Below are 16,814 nucleotides of genomic sequence, written 5' to 3' on the forward strand. Positions count from 1 at the left end.
ATGATCAAGTCGTTACTTTGAGTGTCGACGATACGACAGGTCAGATGACTTCTTGTCATGTCGACAAAAAGCTATGGTCGAGTGGTGCTCGATGACATATGGGAACCGCCCCGGATCCTGCTCACTGTCGATCTCGTGATCCTCACCCTGCGCGATGGTCGCCTATACCTGCTCCTCGTGCGGCGCGGCGTCGAGCCGTTCGCTGGGCAGGCGGCGCTGCCTGGTGGATTCCTCGCCGATGAGCGAGAGGACATCCTCGGCGCCGCCCGCCGGGAGCTGCGGGAGGAGGCAGGGCTCACCGACATCCCGCACCTGGAGCAGCTCGGTACATACGGCGACCCCGACCGTGACCCTCGTGGACGCGTAGTCTCCGTCGCCCACCTCGCCGTCGTGCCGCGCCTTCCCGAGCCCATCGCCGGAACCGACGCCGCAGCCGCCGAGTGGACTCCGGCCGACGATGTACTCGCGGCGCGGGTACCGCTTGCCTTCGACCATCTCCGCATCGTCGTCGACGGGGTGGAGCGTGCTCGTTCCAAGTTGGAGCACACCGGGCTCGCGACCGCTTTCTGCCCCGAGGTCTTCACCCTCACGGAGCTGCAGCAGGTCTACGAGGCCGTCTGGGGTACGCCGCTCGACCCCCGCAACTTTTACCGCAAGGTCCAGGGCACGAAGGGCTTCGTGGTCCCCGCCGGTCCGCCGCGCGCCACGGGCACCGGTCGCCCGGCCCGCGTCTACCGCGCTGGTCCGTGCCAGAACCTCTACCCACCCATGATCCGCACGGATTCGGCCGTCACATCCGGAGGAGATGAGAGATGACCAGACCTGTGGTCGTGCTCACCGCACTGGACCTCGAGTACAACGCAGTCCGCGAACGTCTCACGAAAGTCGAACCGCACGTGCATCCGATGGGCACGCGATTCGAACGTGGAACTGTGGCCGGAGGCTCCTGTGAGATCATTCTCGGCCTTGTCGGCAAGGGGAACCATCCCTCCGCTGTCATCGCCGAGCGCGCCATGACCGAGTTCGATCCGGAAGCGGTCATCTTCGCCGGCGTGGCCGGGGCGCTCTGGCCCTCCGTCGGCCTCGGCGACGTCGTCGTGGCCACCCACGTGTACGCCTATCACGGCGGCACCAGCGAGAGCGACGCGTTCCGCACCCGACCTCGCGTGTGGGAGATCCCCCATGTCTGTGATCAGCTCGCCCGGCATCTTGAGCGGGAGCGGGGCTGGGCGCAGGGTCTCTCCGGAGGCGTGCCCCGGGTGCGGTTCGGCCCGATCGCCGCTGGAGAGGTCGTCCTCGATTCGGCGTCCTCGCCCGAGGCCACGCGCATTCGTGATCACTACAACGACGCGTTGGCAGTGGAGATGGAGTCCGCCGGGGTCGCCCAGGCCGCCCACTTGAACCGCTCTCTGCCGGCCGTCGTCGTCCGCGGTATCAGCGACCGCGCTGACGGGACCAAGGTCCACACCGACGGCGAGAACTGGCAGCCGCGTGCCGCCGCCAACGCTGCGGCCTTCGCCCTCGCGCTCGCTCAGGAGCTCGGGGCGCAGTATGGCTCCTCCCCTCGCCGTCCTCGGAAAGAAGCAGGTGATTCGTCGATGTCCGGCTCTGTCAGAAACGTCGCCAAGGGCAACGCCCACGTCGGATTTCAGGCACATACCGTTCACCACGCGACCGTCTACGGCGCGCCAGGCGGTCCCGGCAGGGAGACATTCCACGACCAGCTCGCAGACTTGCGCGCCGCGCTCCGTAAGTGCCATGAGGCGGGTGACGTGGACACGGTCACGTACCGCGCTGCGGAGCAGGAGATGGATGCCGCCGCCGCAGAGGTTCCTCCGGCCGACGACGAGGCACGCAGTCGTGCGACCACCGCCCTGCGGAAGCTGCGCGGCCTGCTGCTGGACTGGACGGATCTCGCCACGCGGGTCGCGGGGCTCATAGCGGCTCTGCGGGCCCTGTCATGAGCGCCGGACCGCAGGAGAAAGCGTTCATCAACGTCGCGGACGGCGATGCCCGGGTCGGGTTCCAGGCCCAATGGGTCCACATCGAAGGCGGGTACCACGTCAGCGAGGACGACCCGCCTGAGCGGCAGTTCGAGGTCGGCCTCCACTACCTGGAGATTAGCGCGCCGTCCAAGGCGAGGGAGCTGATCATGAAAGCGGTCGCCCGGGGCTACAAGTACTCCCGCGCCTATTTCTACCTGGCGCTCGCACTGCTGAGCGGCCGTACCGTGCAGAGCCTGACCGACCAGGAACTCGCACAGTTGGCACAGGTGCGCCGTTGGGCGACACAACGCTCCGAAGATCCCTGGGCTCGGGGCATCAATGTCGTCGGCTCGCTGCTGGACTCGCTGCCGCAGACCACGGCGGAGACTCCCGACCCGGCCGAGATCGGTGCGGTGGTCAAGGAGTTCGAGTCGCTCGACCCGTCCCTACAGGAAAGCATCCTCAACCATCTCGAGGTCTTCCTGGCCGGCCCGCATCAGGACTGGACCTGGGAGAAGACGTTCGCGGCCGCGCGGCGCGACAGGACGGCCAAGGACCGGGCGCAGCGCGTCTGGAAGTTCTTCCAGCCCAAGCCGGTACGTCCTCGGCCGGTTCCGCCACCCCCGCTCCGCACCGACGCGGCGGACGTCCTGCGCGCCATCGGCGGCTCGGCGCTGCTCCTCGTCACGGGCCTATTGGTGATCAACTACGCCTTGGCGCACTCGTGGCCCCGCTCGGCCGGCTACCTGATGATGGCTCTTGGAGCCGCCGTCGTGACGGTCCGGGCGGGATTCACGATCCGACTGGCTCAGCATCGACGGCGGATGGCCCGCCAACGTCTCACCTTCACACCTCAGCGTGTACCCGCACAGTCCGACCGGTTCGCCTCAGCGATGGACTCCCTGTTCGACCGCTACTTCGGACGTTACCTGCCGCAGGGCCTGGCCCGGGAGACGTGGCTGGCGGAGACGGCGGGCATCCGGCAGTCCCTGCGCAACGAGCTGGTCGAGCTGTACCGGGAGCAATCGGTCGACGCCAAGCGGGTCGCCTGGCTAGTGAGATTCCTCGCCAGCGACGTCAAGCGGCTGTGGCTCAGCGGTGAACTCACAGCGGATCCCGAGAACTCGCGAGTGCCATCCTCGACGTGGGCCGCCTTCGGCGCCGCCGTGTTCGCCCTGGTGGTTGCCGGGCCGCTGCTCCTGTGGCAGGCCCTCGTCGAAGCACCGTTCACGACGGCGATCGCGACGGTCGGCGTCGTGGCCGGGGCTCGCCTCGCCATCCAGGGCTGGCATGCGCTCCTTCTCGAGCGCCACCGCTACCGGGACGACTTGGTCCGGGTCCGGCACGACTACGAGGACCGGTGCGCGGCGTACGACAGGTGGGTACGCAAGTTGGAATCGAAGCCAACCGACGCGGAGATGGCGCACTGGCTCGACTGCGATCGCAAGATCCTGGTCCAGGACACGCTGCGGCACTACCGCTTGGCCGCGCAGGACGTGATAGCGCACGCCTTCATCGAGGCGCCCCTGCCCGGGTGCAAGCGGGCCCGAGTCAGCAAAGGACCATGGCGCTACTCGCGATACAAACTTCTCCTCTTCCTGCTCACCAAGGACGGCGTCCGCCAGGTGACGGTCACCCTCGACTTCGAGACCACGGGATTCGGCGATCAGCAGCGCCTCACATACCAGTACAACTCGGTCGTGGCGGCGCACGTCGTCGATGCCCGCAACGGCGAGAAAAAGCTCTCCCTGACCCTGACGAACAACCCCCGGGACGAGCTGACGATCAATGGTGAGTGGCCAGGCATGCCGGAGCTCGGCGACGACGACCGCATCGCCTCCCAGGTCTCCCTCGACGCCTCGGGTCTCGATCGCACCCTGCATGTGCTGGAAGGCATCGCCGCCGAAGGCAAGGAGTGGATCACCCACGAGAACCGCCGGGAACGCGCCGGCCTACGACGGCTCGTCGCGGCTATGGAGGACTGACCCACGCGGCGCTGGCCACTTCAGGGGTCACGGCCAGCACTCAGCATCGATCACCGCACCCGTAGTACATGGAATTCCCATGCAGTTTATTTGGGTCTTGCAAGTTCCGTCGCGCAAACTGCTACGCGACTAGTCAGAGCGGCCCGCATTCACTCGGAATATCAATTTTGTCCACTTAGCGAATCTACGTCCAGTGAGTATTGCGGCAATTCGTGCGTACTCCACCTAATGCCCCGATAGGGAGAGTGGGGTGGTGGGGAGTCGGCCAAGGACGGGTACGGGGGCGAAGGCTTCGGCGTACTGGACACCGGCGCGTCCGCCGTGGAGGCGAGCCAGGGTTTCGGCCATGGGGCCGAAGTGCTCGGTGATGGGCTGGGACTGGTGTACGGCGAGCGCTGTGATCTTGGTGCGCCAGGTGGGGGTGATGTCGATGATGGTGGGTAGATGTAGTGGGTGTCCGTGGCGGTCGAGGTTGTGGTAGCTGTCGCAGGTGTAGACGGCGTGGGGTTTGCCGGTGCTGATGACAACGTCTGGTAGCGCGGTGAGCAGCATCTGCGCTGCTTGTTGGTGGTCTGGGTGGATGTCGTCGAGGTTGTGGGTGATGACGACGTCGGGCTGAATGCCGACGAGTAGATCCCGCACTGTGTCTACGGTGATGGCATCGAGTAGGTGCGGTGTCGCGCCGAGGAGTCGGGCGCCGGCGACGGCTTCCCGACGTCTCGTCGGGTTGAGGCCGGGCACGGCGATGGCGACGGGTACGCCGGCGGCGGCGTGTACGGCGAGGGTTCCGCCGGCCCAGAGTTCGGCGTCGTCGGGGTGGGCCATGACGGTGAGGATTCCGCCGGTGGGGGTGGCTACCACAGTCCGAGTTCCTCAACGATGTCGGCGGGTCGGGGTAGTGCCGGGCTGGGGGTGCCGGTCGGGTGGTGGGGCAGGTCGAGGGTGGTGGTGAGTCGGATGAGGTCGCGCCATTTGAGGGCGAGGTCGTACTGCTCGGCGACGGTTCGGCCGCGGCCGTTGGTGAGCCGCCCGGAGGCGGGGAGGTCTTCCAGGTGAAGTCCGCCGTCGAGGAGTCGCGCGGCGGTCTTGGCACCGACGCCGTGGACGCCGGGTATCTCGTCGGCGGGGTCGCCGGCCAGGGCGCGAAAGTCGGCCCACTGGTCGGGGGTGACCTGGTGGCGGGCGTACACCTCGTCGGGGGTGACGAGCCGGTGGCCGGCGCGGAAGCGGGTGTTGAGGACGTGTACGCGGTCGGTGACGAGTTGGTAGTAGTCCCGGTCGCGGGACATGACGATCACGGATCGCGGCGCTGGCGTGGCATGGACGAGGGTGGCGATGACGTCGTCGGCTTCGGCCTGGTCCAGTTCGATCCAAGCTATGCCACAGCTGTCGAGCCCTCGCTTGACGTCGGGCAGGAAGCGCAGCGGCAGGAGGGCGTCGTCGTCGGTGGGCCGGCTGGCCTTGTACCCGTCGTGTTCCTGCTGGCGTGCCCGCGAGCCGTGTTCGCCGTCCCAGACGACGATGACTTCAGGGCCGCCGCCGGGGATCTCGTTGCGGATCGCGACCCGTAGGAGGGCGAAGAAGGCGAACAGTCCGGTGAGCAGGCGGGTCTTGTCGCGGGAGTAGATCGGTGCGGGGAAGCCGAAGGTGGCTCCCCACAGGAGGTTGTGTCCGTCGACGAGCAGCAGCGGCGGGGCAGCTGTGATGTCGGCGGGGATTGGGAGCGTTGGCTGCATGGGGCGACCGCCCATCAGCTCACCACCTTCAGGAGTTGGCCAGCGATGTGGGCGGGTCGATAGTCCCGCGCGCGGTAGTAGCCGACCCTGGAGATGCGTTCGTAGCGTACCGGGTCGTGCAGGAGCTGGTCGGCGGCGCGCCACAGCCCGACGTGGCCGCTGGCCCGCTCGACGATGACGCCGCCATCGCCGATGAGCGTCGGGAGGTGGTCGACGTCGAGGGCGATGACGGGGGTGCCGACGGCCATTGCTTCGAGGGCGACCAGGCCGAACGTCTCGGCCAGGGAAGGCACGATGCAGACGCTGGCGGCGGCGAGCCAGGCGGGCACCTGCGCCCATCGCAGACCTGCCCGGAGCTGCACTCCGGCTCCGGCGGCGAGACGCCGCGCTTCACCAAGTAGCTGCGATTGGCCCCCGGTGGAGACCTCGAACCCGGCAGCGGCCAGGGCGATCTCGACGGCGTATCCGGACGGACGGGCGCTGGCGGCAGCGAGCAGCTGCGTGACGCCCTTCTCCGGGCCCAGGCGCGCGACGACGCGGATCGGACCTTCCCGGCGTAGTAGACGGCGGCGGGATTCCGGTGCTGGCGGCTGGTCGGTGAGCAGAGGGTTCGGGACGACCCGCCAGCGGGAGGTGTCGTAGCCGTTGGCGGCGGCGCGGCGCAGGACGGTGTCGGAGGGGGCGATGACGGTGTGGGCTCGGGGCAGGGCGGCGGCCAGGTCGGTGTGATGGCCGACGACGTGCATGCCGAGGATCCGGCGGGTTGTGTCGGTGGTGGGCATGACCCGGCCAAGTCCCCAGAGGCTGTCGACGTACACGGTGATCTCGACCTGGTGTGCGGCGAACGTGCTGGTCAGCTCGGCGCGGATCGGCGTTTCGGCGGCGGTGATGGCGTCGCGCAGGCTGTCGTCGTCGCAGGGGTGCGGGATGCGCAGGCTGTCGAGGGTGACGACGGGCGCGGCGGCGTAGCTGGGTGGCGTGGTGCGGTCGGCGGTGATGATGACGGCACGGTGGCCGCTGGCGGTCAGACCGGTGACGGTGCCAGCGACGGCGCGTTCCATGCCGGCGGGGGCGTCCGGTCGCCAGGAGGCGAGGACGAAGGCGACGGTCGTCATCGGTGTTGCGCGGTGTCGGGGACGGCGAGGTCTTCGACGGGCGTGGCGGTGGGGAGGGGCGCTTCCCAGGGGAAGTGCACCCAGTCGTCGGTGTCCCAGATCCACAGGTGGGGGTTGTAGTCGGCACCGGTGTTGCGGCACAGGACGACGGTGTGGACGACCGATCCCGCCCAGAGGTACGGGAACAGTTTCGGGTAGAGCGCGTCGATGGTCGCGCCGGTGCCGCAGATGTCGTCGACGAGCAGGACGTTGCCGAGCAGGCGGGTGTCGCGCAGCACGGTGGTGAGTGGCCGCAGGTCGAGGGTGACGTGGCCGGTGGCCTGGGTGTAGATCGTGTCGGTGGGGTTGTGTCTGGCATCGACCCGTAGGACCCGGGCGTCGAGGCGGGCGGCGAGGCTGTGGGACAGGGGTACGCCGCCGTTGGCGATGCCGATGATCGCCCCGATGGGTCCGATCCGGTTGGTCACTTCGCGGGCGAGGAGGTTGACTGCCTGCTCGTAGGCGTCGGCGGTGAGCCGTAGGACGCGGCGGTGGGTGAAGGTCCGCTGGGCGGTGCGGCTGGTCATGCGGATCCGTCCTTCGCGGTGAGGGTGAGGTCGGCGGGGGTGGTCAGCGGCTTCAGTCCGGCGATGGTCAGTCCGCGCTGGTCGTTGCGCCAGATGTGTCCGTCGGCGCGGACGACGGTGAATCCGCCCGCGAGTTCGCGGGTGCGCAGCCGGACGCGCAGGGTGTCTGGGATGTGCAGGCGGTGCACGTGGTCGAGTGCGGCGACGTCGGTGAGCATCTGGTTCTGTTGGTGCAGGCCAGCGCCGATGGGCAGCATTTGGAGCAGGGTCAGGCCGTTGACGCCGAGGTCGTGGGCGAGGTCGATCATTCGTTGGGTCTCCGGCTGGTTGGTGGCCATCAGCACGGTCTGGATCTGGACGGAGACGCCGGCCTGGACGGCGGCACGGATTCCGGCGATGGCGTGGGTGAAGCTGCCGGTGCCGCGTAGCCGGTCGTGGGTGGGCTCGGTCGCTCCGTCGAGGGAGACCCGGATGGCATCGACGACGTCTGCGAGGTGTGGGACGCGGCGTTGCAGGTGGGTGCCGTTGGTGGTGATCGACACTGCGGCGCGTCCACCGGCGGTGACGGTGTGGGCCAGGTCGGGTAGGTCTTTGAGGAGCAGTGGTTCGCCGCCGCTGATGTCCACGCCGAGGATGTCGCTGCTGGCGAGGATCTGGGCGATGCGGTTGCGGTCGGCGGGGCCGAGTTCACGGACGCTGGTGTCGTCGAGGCAGTGCGGGCAGTGCAGGTTGCAGCGGACGATCGGCGACCAGCAGATGCTGGCTGGTTGGGATCGGGTGTGCTGGTCGGGGGCGATGACCGGCCACCGGCTGACCTCAGCGGGGTCTCCGCTCCATCTGCCGGCGGGTAGCGGGTGTGGGGCGTGGTGGGTCAGTCCGGTCGCCGGGTCGTGGGCGAGGTGGCCATCGACGCCATACACACGAGAGGTCACCGCAGCACCTCCGCATGCGCGAGCAGGGCCTGGGCCCGCGAGGCGAGGTCGGCTTCCCGCTGGGCGGGGGCGGGCTCGCCGAGGAGGTGCCGGTAGTAGGCGATGCGGGCTGGGACGCTGGCCAGCTTCGCCCGCCATTGGATTGCGGCGTCGGGGGCGTCGATGTGCCAGGCGCGGAGCTGACGCAGGGGTGTGATCTTGCAGCCGGCGGCGATCAGTGTCGCGCCGAGGTGGGTGTCCTCGGCTCCCCAGCCGGCGACGGTCCATCCGGGGTCGAATCCGCCGACGTGGGTGACGGCTGCGCGGGGCATCGCGACCAGTGCGGTGACGACCATCCTCGGCAGGTCCCAGTCGAAGTAGCGGGCGCCGTGGCCGAGATCGACGAAGTCGTGGGTGTCGTCGAGCGGGCGCAGGTCCATCGGCTGGTGGTAGACATCGCCGGTGTAGAACATGGGTTTGCCGACTGGCGGGGTCCACCGGACGCGGTGGTCAGCGTGCAGGTCCGGCTCCCCTTCGGGGACCTCGGCCCGCAGGTACCGGCCGGGCTGGTAGGCGATGTTGTGCCGGAATCCGACCTGAACGAGGCTGGGGTGGGCCCGTACGGCGATGTCGGCGAGGGCGTGGGCGGTCAACACCATGTCGGCGTCGAGGTGGACGATGGTGTCGGCGTCGGCGAGGTGGGTGCCGACGTTGCGGGCGGCGGCGCCACCCACCTGTACGGGCAGCCGGTAGGCGGTGTCGACTGCGGGGTGCAGTCGAATGATGGCCGGGGTGTCGTCGGTGGAGGCGTCGTCGATCACGGAGACCTGGACCGTTCCGGAGGTGTCCTGCTTCGCGAGTGCGTCGAGCACGACGGGCAGGCTGTAGGCGTTGTTGTGTGCGGGGATCACCACCGACAGCGCGGTCCCCGCTGCCATCGCCGCTGGTGTCGGGTCGTGCCAGCCCAGCCCGGTGCGGGCGGTGAACGCTGCGGTCAGGTCGGTGTGGTCGTTGTCGCTGGCGGCCAGCATCTGGGCCAGGGTCGGCATGGTCACCATCCCCAGGTGTTGAGAACACGGGCGGCGTCGGGCCACCCGGACGCGTGGTCGGGAATCCAGTGGATGCGAGGGCGTGCCGGGTGGGCGAGCAGGTCGGCGAGCAGGACCAGGTACAGCGGTTTGGCGACGACGAGGATCTCGTCCGGCACGCCGGTGGTGTCGAACTCGGCGGTCAGTGCCGCCGCCACCCGGGGCCGCAGCTCGACGGCGCGGTGCGGATCGAGCGGCCGGTCGTAGGTGTGCAACGGGGTGTCGGCATGCACGAGTCCGTGTTCGGCGCTGAGGAAGCGGACTCGGTCGCGGTGCGGCCGGTAGCCGAGCCGATCGCGCATCGGTGGGACGCAGCCGCCGTCGTAGAGGTCGAACGCGGCCAGCGCACGGCGCGTTGCTGACTTCTCCTTCGAGCAGCTGACGAGGACAAGCCCGTCGCTGACCGGCAGCGCAAGTTTGTGGTTCATGCCGGCCTCACCGGGCGTACGCCGATTCCCGCGCTGCGGCACTCGGCGTGCACGGCGTTGAGGAACGTGCAGCGGGCGTACAACGGCGGTGAGGCATAGGAGCCGCCTCTGATCACGTACCCGTGCCCCATGGTTGGTGTGGACGTCCACTCCCAGCAGTTGCCGGCCACGTCGAGCAGGCCCTCCGGGGTCGCCCCGGCCGGGTGGACGCCGACCGGCCCGCAGCGGGTGTGTTCGACCTCCGTGCCGCGGAGTCGGGCGAGGTCCGGCCGCCAGGAGTCGTCTCCCCACGGCCAGGTCCGTCGCTGCCGGCCGCCGGCGATCCATTCCCACTCCGTTGAGGTGGGCAGCCGTCCGCCCACGTCGGCTGCGAGCCGGACGGCCTGGGCATGGTCGACCTCGACGACCGGCAGGTCCGGGTCCGGCGGCTCGTCGGCCCGGTTCAGATGCCAGTACGTCAACGGTGTGGCCGCCACGAGGAGGTCGGTCACCGTACGTTCCCGGGCCGTGTCCCCGAACCGGCCGTTGCCGCCGGGAACGGGTAGCCACCGCAGTGGTGACGCCCGACCAGCCCTATCGTCCGCGTTGGTGGTCCGCGTCGTATCGGTGCTGTGCATGTCTCTCCTCTCATCCGTCGATCAGGAACAGGTCTTCGGGGTGCGCCAGGTGCGGTGGCCGGATTCGGCTCTTGCGTACGTTCGGGGCGAGCCCTACCGACGCGAGCGCGCAGCCGATCCGCTCGTACGCGATGGCCGCGCCTCGGCGGTCGGGTGCGAGCGCGGCGTAGTTGTCGGCGAAGCGCACTACTGACAGCCCGTCGAGCTGCGCATCTGCCTGCGCCAGCCGCAGGTGAAACACCACCGGCCACAGGCCGCTGCCAGGCATCATCGGGGTGGGCAGGGCATCCAGGGCGCGGCGGAACCGTGCCAGGAACGCACCGTCTTTCACGTGTACGGCGAGCCAGCCGACCAGCTCGTCGACGGTGCCGCCCTGTGACGCGCCGGCAACGTCAACGTCCGCGACCCAACACCTACCCGCACGCCGGTGCTGGTCGGCCTGCCGTATCGAGGTGATCCGGTTACGACCGGCGCGGTACCCCGACACCCAGTCGGCGAGCACCCTCGCCTCCATGATCGGCGTGAGCGCGTCGCGCATCGCGCGGTGCACGATCCGGTCCTCCACTGTCGGGATCGCGGCTGGGAAGGTCTTGCCGGTGTAGCTCGGAAGCCATACCTGCCGCAGCGGAGCCGGCTGCCAGGAGCCGGCGCGGAGGCGTTCAGCCAGCTTCGCGAGCCGGTCCCGTAGGCCCACCCGGTACGCCGCCCAGGTCATCCCGTCGACACCGGGTGCCGACGCCCGCCGCATACAGGCGCGGGCCGCCGCGACCAGATGAACCGGATCGACGAGGTACGACATCAGGGAGTGTGCCGCGAGGGCCGCATCCGGTACGCTCGATCGAGCCTGGACGGCAGGAACGATCCCGCCCCCCACAGCGTCACCCGAGCCGCTACCCGACACGCGCGGCCGATGGGGCCGGGAACGACGGCCCCGTCCAGGCCCTTCGCCCTCGTGATGGGTCGAGTTACCGGCCACGGACGTCACCCCAGGCCAAGACGTGCAGCCGCGAGGTCAGGTTCCATCCCCGCCGCACCACCTCGTCGGCCAGGCCCTGCAGCCCGGTCAGCACTTGATCCGCTGCGGTGCCTTCCGGCATCACCCAGACCGGGTCCAGTCCGAACCGCTGCTGCAGGCCGGCGATCTCGTCGAGGTCCGCCGGGCCGGATGCGACGAACTTGAACCGCGCCCGGCCGGTGCGCGCGAACGCTTCCAACGCCTTACCGACTGTCCGGCGCAGCTGGTCACGCGGGGCGCTGAAGCTCGCCAGCTTCGGCGAGACGTTCCAGTCCACCAGTTCCGCCACCGCCGGATCGGGCACCACCGTGCCGTTGGTCTCCACCTCCACTCGGCGACCGGCAGCAGCCAGCTCGGCGAGCAGCGGCACCAGTTCGGCCTGCTGGAGTAGCGGCTCACCGCCGGTGACCACCACCAGCCGAGTCGGCTGGTCCAGCACCCACCGCAGTACGGCGTCCGTCGAACGCCGGGTCGCCTCACGCGCCGGGTCGAACCGGCTCCAATCCCAGGTGTACGGGGTGTCGCACGACGGGCAGGACAGGTTGCACCGCGACAGCCGGACGAACAACGCCTGCTGGCCGCAGCTCGGCCCTTCGCCCTGCACCGTCGCGAACATCTCCGCCACCAGAAGGCCGCCGGCCGCCGCGCTCATGACCGGCCGTCCGCCGGGGCGTACTCCGCGTAAGTCGACGCGGTCTCACCGACGCGGACGGCCCTCAGCTGGACCGTCACGGGCAGGGGCAGGTTCTCCTGGCACCACTCGTAGAGAAACCACGCCAGGTTCTCGCTCGTCGGCGCGACGTCGAGCACCTCCGCCAGGTCCCGGTGGTCGAACGTGGCGGCCAGGTACTCACCGAGCGGCGCCAGGTCGGCGAAGTCCACCACGAACCCCGGCGGCACGAGGTCGGGGCTGGTGACAAGGACCTCGACGGTGTAGCTGTGCCCGTGCAGCCGCCCGCACTTGTGATCGGCGGGAAGGCCGGAGATTCGATGCGCCGCCTCGAACCGGAACGACTTTCTGATGGTGAACACCTACGGCACCTCGTACTCGGTCGGGTCCGCCACGTTGGCGACGAAGAAGGCCTCGCGGCGCTCGACGCAGGTCCCGCACCTGCCGCAATGCCGTGCGCCGCCCCGGTAGCACGACCAGGTGTCCTCGAACGGCACCCCCAGTCGGGCACCTTCGGCCACGATCTGCGATTTGCTGGCGTTGATGAACGGCGCGAGGACCACGAAGTCCGAATCGATGAAACCCTCGTTCGCCACCCGTACCATCTGCTCGTAGGCGGCGACGAAGCTCGGCCGGCAGTCCGGGTAGATCGGATGATCGCCAGCGTGAGCGCCGAGCGCCACCGCGCTGGCTCCGATGGCAACCGCGTGCGCCACCGCCACGTCAAGCATGATCGCGTTGCGGTTCGACACGACCGTAGCCCTCATCGAGGAGTCGGAGTAGTGCCCGTCGGGCATCGCCACCGCTGGGTCGGTCAGCGACGACCCAGCGAGCAGCTCAGCGATCGCGCCGAGCTGGACGACCCGGTGGGCACCTCCGAGGCTTGCGGCTGTCCGGTAAGCGAACTCCAGCTCCCGGCGATGCGACTGCCCATAGTTGAACGACAGCATCGTCAGGTCGCAGCCCTCGGCCCGCAGGCGATGGGCGAGCACGGTGCTGTCCAACCCGCCGGAAAGCACCAGTACCACTTTCCTTGGCGATCCCGCGTTCGCCCCGCTAGGTCCGTGTCTCATCGCCCCTCCTGGCGTCACCTGAAACGTGCGTGAGGTCTGCCGTACGTTCGCGATCTCTTATCGGGGTGGGATTTTCGGTCACAGCGCGCCTCCCGCGAGTAGCGCGACTCCGGCAAGGGTCAGGAACTCTGCCCTCGCGGACGGATCGTCGGCGAGGGTGCCGCGCCATCCCACGCTGACGGTTGTCGCACCGTGCGCTCTGATACCTCGGCGGGTCATGCAGGTGTGCTCAGCGACGACGACAGCCCCGGTGCCGCGTGCGCTCAACTCCTCGAACAGCCAGCCCACGATCTGTTGGGTGAGGCTCTCCTGGACCTGCGGACGCCGGGCGAACATCTCCACCAGCCGAGCGATCTTCGACAGGCCGAGGATGCGGCCGTCAGGGAGGTAGCCAACGTGCGCGACCCCGGTGAACGGCAAGAAGTGGTGCTCGCACAGCGACACGAACGGCACCGCGCGGGCCAGGACCAGATCCCGATGGCCGGCGTCGTTCGCGAAGGTCGTCGGTGCGAACTGCGGGCCGGCCAGCAGCTCCCGGTAGGCGGCCACCATCCGCGCCGCGCTGCGCGACCTGGAGTCCGTGTCCAAGGTGACACCCAGCTCCGTCAGGAACTGCTCGGCGGCACGTTCCGCGGCTTCCACGTCGACAGTGCCGGAGGTCATGGGATCACGCCCCCGACTGGCGGGTCACGTCGCGACCCGTCTGCGTCTGCGTGAGGAGCACGTTCAGTACGTCGCGCATCGCCGCGCCCTGGGCGAGGCGCAGGTAGTGCGAGCGCCGCTCCTCGTAGCTGCCCAGCTCCACCCGGATGAAGTCGGTCTTCGGCGGGTCATCGACGAACCGGACGAGCTGGACGGCGACCTCGGTCGGGTACCGCCCCGGCTGGGGGTTGCAGGGATGCCGGTGGCCCCAGTGCGCGGGCGGCGACGACTCGGGTGGAACTCGCTGGGGCCGCCGGCGGTGCACTCGTTGAGATCACACCAGTCCGGGTGGTCGAGGATGTCGGATGGTGCTGGGAGCTCGCTGTCCACACGTAGCCCTTTCGCGTCGAGAGTCGGCTGGTCAGGCTGAGGCGGTGGCTCCGGCGACCACGGGGCGGATGTCGCGCAGCCGGATCGGCAGGGACGAGGTGCCGTCGAGGTCGGCGTCGGGCTCGGTACGGGCGATGACGTTGTGCGGAAGCAGCGAGTCGACGCTGGTCCCGCCGCCGGGACGCTGGTAGGTCACCAGCACCGCAAGGTTCGACCTGGCTTCCACGACGCCGGGTCGCCACTGGCCGGTGTGTGGGGGCCATACCCAGACGCGGTCGGACGGGCGATAGGTGGCCGCGTCGGCGATGTCATCGGGGCGGCGCTGGTGCGGGTCGGTGGCAGGGGTGGGTGGTGGCATCACGCCTCCTTCCTTGAGTTGCTATGTAATAGGTGTTGAGCCGGGTCCCGGCCTGGGCAGCGAGGTGCAGGGGTGCTGAAGCTCCGCGAGCCGTCGTCGGCCGCGCACGTCGGTCCGTTGCGCGTCCGTTTGATCAGGACCAGGGTCTTCGGGTACGGGTCTGGCCGCCGGCACGGTGCAGATCGGGTGGGCGCACCCGATCCCCGCACTCCACGCACCATCCGCTGACTTCCTTGCCGAAGCAGAACCCGACGAAGACGCCGGCGAACAGGCATATCGCGGCTACCAGCACGAGAATCACGCTCTTGCTCCAATCGATAGCCTGGCCAGTGCCAGAACGGGCGGCGGAGAACTTGCGACCACCTCATTACACTTTGAGTGTGACCAAAAATCAACACCTCAGGGGATCGGCTTTCCATTAATCGAGCCGACGTGAGATCATCGGTAATTGTCCAGCCCATTTAGGCGGGGCCAATGTATGTAATGGCAGAACGGTTGTATCATTTGGGCGAGACACACGCCCAAAACGAGCGGGAGGTGGTCGACAGGTGTCGGATATGGTGGGTTCTGCACTGTTGCGTCGGTACGTCGGCCGGCGACTCGAAGCACTGCGACGACGCGCCGGCCTGACCCAGGAGCAGGCAGCCGACGCACTCCAGAAGGGACGCGCGACGATCGCCCGCATGGAGGATGGGCACGAGGCCGTACGCTTCCGGGACATCGACGTCAAGGCCATGCTGGAGCTCTACGGCGCGGAGCCTGAGGACGGGAGGATCCTCCTCGCGCTCACTGCCGAGACCCGCAACGGGCGACGGAAGTCCTGGTGGCACGACCGCACCGAGACCGAGCTACCGGCGTTCTTCGCGCTCTACGTCTCGCTGGAGGACTCCGCCGAGACGATTCGGAAGTACGAGGTCGAGCTGATCCCGGGTCTGCTCCAGACCCGGCGGTACGCCGAGGAAGTCCATGGGGTGCCGACCGACTACATCGATGACGACGAGAAGCGGCGACGCGTCGAGGTTCGGATGGAGCGGCAGTCGCTGCTCACCCGCCCTCGCGCGCCCCACCTCAGCGTCATCCTCAATGAGGCCGTACTACACCGGCACGTGGGCGGGCGCGAGGTGATGGTCGAGCAGTTCGAGCACCTGCTCGACCTGACCCGGCGCGGCAACATCAGCATCCGGGTGCTGCCGTTCACCGCCGGAGTCCACGGCGGCATGGCAGCGTCCACCCCGTTCGCGCTGCTGACCTTCCCGGCGGACCCGCAGAGCGGTGAGCCGCTGGAGCCGCCACTCGCCTACGTCGACACCCTGACCGGAGCGCTCTACCTGAACAAGCCCGGCGAGTCCGGCACCTACCAGCTCGTCTGGGAAGACATCGACCGCCGCTCACTCAACGAGGACGAGTCGAGAAGCATGATCACTTCTGCATTGGAGGCACTCCGTGAAGCCTGACCAGACCGGTGCCCAGTGGCGTAAGTCCAGCCGCAGCGGCAACGGCAACGACTGCGTGGAGGTGGCCACCAACCTCCTCCCGACCACCGGGCGGGTCCTCGTCCGCGACAGCAAAGACCCTGCCGGCCCCGTCCTGAGTATCGGCCCCGAGGACTGGCAGTCCTTCGTACGCGAAGCGAGCCGCGAACGCTTCACCGCCTAACAGCCAGTACGCCGCGCCCACAGGCCGTCTGGGTTGGCCCTGTCCGCAGAGGGCGGCTGACAGCCTTCACCGCATTGATCCCAGTAGCCGGCACGCCACCGTGCCGGCTACTGAGATCATGGCAGTGAACCGCAGTGTGGGTGCCTGGTCAATCCCGCAGACCGCCAACGGGGACAGCTGCAGGCTAGCTAGAAGGTCACCATCGAGATCACCGCGAGAATGCTCCAATCTAACGGGGTCCCAGAGTGTCGCTAGCGGGACTGCCGGCTGCCGCGCGGCTCTTTGGTCACTGGCGATAGACCATCACGGAACGGTCGTCGCTTCCAGTGACGATGAGGTGTCGACTGCCTGGACCGGGCAGCACCGCAACGGCATTCACCCGACCGGTGTGGCCGGTGAGCTTGGCCAGCTGGTCGCCGGTGTCAGGGTCCCAGATCCGTACCGAGCCATCGCCGCCGCCGGAAATGATGAGGTGTCCGCCGTCTGGACCGGGCAGCACCGCCACCGCCGCCACCTGGCCGGTGTGGCCGGTGAGCTTGGCCAGCTGGTCGCCGGTGTCAGGGTCCCAGATCCGTACCG

21 protein-coding genes and 1 pseudogene are annotated in these 16,814 nt (G+C 68.7%); 5 read left to right on the top strand and 17 right to left on the bottom strand.

The features are described 5' to 3' along the window. The first annotated feature begins 84 nt into the window (after positions 1-84). From ACFHWU_RS16010 to ACFHWU_RS16020, 3 genes are read left to right on the top strand one after another with little or no spacing between them, the layout of a single operon-like run. A complete protein-coding gene (locus ACFHWU_RS16010) occupies positions 85-816 on the top strand; it encodes an NUDIX hydrolase (RefSeq protein WP_416557505.1) in 732 nt (243 codons plus the stop codon). After that, on the top strand, positions 813-1,964 hold the full coding sequence (locus ACFHWU_RS16015; RefSeq protein WP_416590911.1) for a purine phosphorylase: 1,152 nt from the start codon (positions 813-815) through the stop codon (positions 1,962-1,964). Before ACFHWU_RS16010 ends, ACFHWU_RS16015 begins: the two co-directional genes overlap by 4 nt. Continuing rightward, on the top strand, positions 1,961-3,970 hold the full coding sequence (locus ACFHWU_RS16020) for a hypothetical protein (RefSeq protein WP_416590912.1): 2,010 nt from the start codon (positions 1,961-1,963) through the stop codon (positions 3,968-3,970). The genes ACFHWU_RS16015 and ACFHWU_RS16020 overlap by 4 nt, the downstream gene beginning before the upstream one ends. Positions 3,971-4,195: 225 nt before the next feature. On the opposite strand, the gene ACFHWU_RS16025 is transcribed toward ACFHWU_RS16020, so the two are convergent. From ACFHWU_RS16025 to ACFHWU_RS16100, 16 genes are all read right to left on the bottom strand, one after another. Beyond that, positions 4,196-4,831 carry a PIG-L deacetylase family protein gene (locus ACFHWU_RS16025; protein WP_416569232.1) on the bottom strand — a complete coding sequence of 212 codons (636 nt, stop codon included), beginning with the start codon at positions 4,829-4,831 and terminating at the stop codon, positions 4,196-4,198. After that, positions 4,825-5,721, bottom strand: coding sequence for a 5'-3' exonuclease (locus tag ACFHWU_RS16030; protein WP_416569233.1), 897 nt, complete (start codon positions 5,719-5,721; stop codon positions 4,825-4,827). Before ACFHWU_RS16030 ends, ACFHWU_RS16025 begins: the two co-directional genes overlap by 7 nt. After that, positions 5,721-6,821: a glycosyltransferase family 4 protein gene (locus tag ACFHWU_RS16035; RefSeq protein ID WP_416569234.1), complete on the bottom strand. Its 1,101-nt coding sequence runs from the start codon at positions 6,819-6,821 to the stop codon at positions 5,721-5,723. The genes ACFHWU_RS16030 and ACFHWU_RS16035 overlap by 1 nt, the downstream gene beginning before the upstream one ends. Continuing rightward, the gene (locus ACFHWU_RS16040) at positions 6,818-7,387 is read right to left on the bottom strand and encodes a phosphoribosyltransferase (RefSeq protein WP_416569235.1); all 570 of its coding nucleotides are present in this window, start codon (positions 7,385-7,387) and stop codon (positions 6,818-6,820) included. The genes ACFHWU_RS16035 and ACFHWU_RS16040 overlap by 4 nt, the downstream gene beginning before the upstream one ends. Further along, the gene (locus ACFHWU_RS16045; protein ID WP_416569236.1) at positions 7,384-8,319 is read right to left on the bottom strand and encodes a radical SAM protein; all 936 of its coding nucleotides are present in this window, start codon (positions 8,317-8,319) and stop codon (positions 7,384-7,386) included. Before ACFHWU_RS16045 ends, ACFHWU_RS16040 begins: the two co-directional genes overlap by 4 nt. Beyond that, a complete protein-coding gene (locus ACFHWU_RS16050) occupies positions 8,316-9,347 on the bottom strand; it encodes a glycosyltransferase family 2 protein (protein WP_416590913.1) in 1,032 nt (343 codons plus the stop codon). Before ACFHWU_RS16050 ends, ACFHWU_RS16045 begins: the two co-directional genes overlap by 4 nt. Positions 9,348-9,349: 2 nt before the next feature. Next, positions 9,350-9,814 (bottom strand): DUF6884 domain-containing protein, encoded by a 465-nt coding sequence (locus ACFHWU_RS16055; RefSeq protein ID WP_416590914.1) that lies wholly within the window; start codon positions 9,812-9,814, stop codon positions 9,350-9,352. Beyond that, complete coding sequence (locus ACFHWU_RS16060) at positions 9,811-10,431, bottom strand: formylglycine-generating enzyme family protein (RefSeq protein WP_416569238.1); 621 nt, start codon at positions 10,429-10,431, stop codon at positions 9,811-9,813. Before ACFHWU_RS16060 ends, ACFHWU_RS16055 begins: the two co-directional genes overlap by 4 nt. A gap of 10 nt (positions 10,432-10,441) precedes the next feature. Beyond that, positions 10,442-11,230 carry an RNA-directed DNA polymerase (Reverse transcriptase) gene (locus ACFHWU_RS16065; RefSeq protein WP_416569239.1) on the bottom strand — a complete coding sequence of 263 codons (789 nt, stop codon included), beginning with the start codon at positions 11,228-11,230 and terminating at the stop codon, positions 10,442-10,444. Between the two features lie 166 nt (positions 11,231-11,396). After that, the gene (locus ACFHWU_RS16070) at positions 11,397-12,098 is read right to left on the bottom strand and encodes a 7-carboxy-7-deazaguanine synthase QueE (protein WP_416569240.1); all 702 of its coding nucleotides are present in this window, start codon (positions 12,096-12,098) and stop codon (positions 11,397-11,399) included. Then, positions 12,095-12,478 carry a 6-pyruvoyl trahydropterin synthase family protein gene (locus ACFHWU_RS16075; RefSeq protein ID WP_416569241.1) on the bottom strand — a complete coding sequence of 128 codons (384 nt, stop codon included), beginning with the start codon at positions 12,476-12,478 and terminating at the stop codon, positions 12,095-12,097. Before ACFHWU_RS16075 ends, ACFHWU_RS16070 begins: the two co-directional genes overlap by 4 nt. Beyond that, complete coding sequence (gene queC, locus ACFHWU_RS16080; RefSeq protein WP_416569242.1) at positions 12,479-13,189, bottom strand: 7-cyano-7-deazaguanine synthase QueC; 711 nt, start codon at positions 13,187-13,189, stop codon at positions 12,479-12,481. A gap of 78 nt (positions 13,190-13,267) precedes the next feature. After that, positions 13,268-13,852 carry a GTP cyclohydrolase I gene (folE, locus tag ACFHWU_RS16085; protein WP_416590915.1) on the bottom strand — a complete coding sequence of 195 codons (585 nt, stop codon included), beginning with the start codon at positions 13,850-13,852 and terminating at the stop codon, positions 13,268-13,270. A 4-nt stretch (positions 13,853-13,856) separates the two neighbouring features. Next, on the bottom strand, positions 13,857-14,156 hold the full coding sequence (locus ACFHWU_RS16090; protein ID WP_416590916.1) for a hypothetical protein: 300 nt from the start codon (positions 14,154-14,156) through the stop codon (positions 13,857-13,859). A gap of 96 nt (positions 14,157-14,252) precedes the next feature. Continuing rightward, the gene (locus tag ACFHWU_RS16095) at positions 14,253-14,579 is read right to left on the bottom strand and encodes a hypothetical protein (RefSeq protein ID WP_416557612.1); all 327 of its coding nucleotides are present in this window, start codon (positions 14,577-14,579) and stop codon (positions 14,253-14,255) included. A 133-nt stretch (positions 14,580-14,712) separates the two neighbouring features. Further along, positions 14,713-14,880: a hypothetical protein gene (locus ACFHWU_RS16100; RefSeq protein WP_416557613.1), complete on the bottom strand. Its 168-nt coding sequence runs from the start codon at positions 14,878-14,880 to the stop codon at positions 14,713-14,715. Between the two features lie 256 nt (positions 14,881-15,136). Here ACFHWU_RS16100 and ACFHWU_RS16105 point away from each other — a divergent pair, with 256 nt between their 5' ends. Beyond that, positions 15,137-16,033: a helix-turn-helix domain-containing protein gene (locus ACFHWU_RS16105; RefSeq protein ID WP_416557615.1), complete on the top strand. Its 897-nt coding sequence runs from the start codon at positions 15,137-15,139 to the stop codon at positions 16,031-16,033. Further along, the gene (locus ACFHWU_RS16110; protein WP_416557616.1) at positions 16,023-16,235 is read left to right on the top strand and encodes a DUF397 domain-containing protein; all 213 of its coding nucleotides are present in this window, start codon (positions 16,023-16,025) and stop codon (positions 16,233-16,235) included. The genes ACFHWU_RS16105 and ACFHWU_RS16110 overlap by 11 nt, the downstream gene beginning before the upstream one ends. 286 nt (positions 16,236-16,521) lie before the next feature. Here ACFHWU_RS16110 and ACFHWU_RS16115 read toward each other — a convergent pair. Then, a pseudogene (locus ACFHWU_RS16115) lies at positions 16,522-16,814 on the bottom strand (hypothetical protein); the annotation flags it as partial.

Source organism: Micromonospora sp. LOL_015 (assembly GCF_048060275.1).
Taxonomy (GTDB): Bacteria; Actinomycetota; Actinomycetes; order Mycobacteriales; family Micromonosporaceae; genus Micromonospora_E.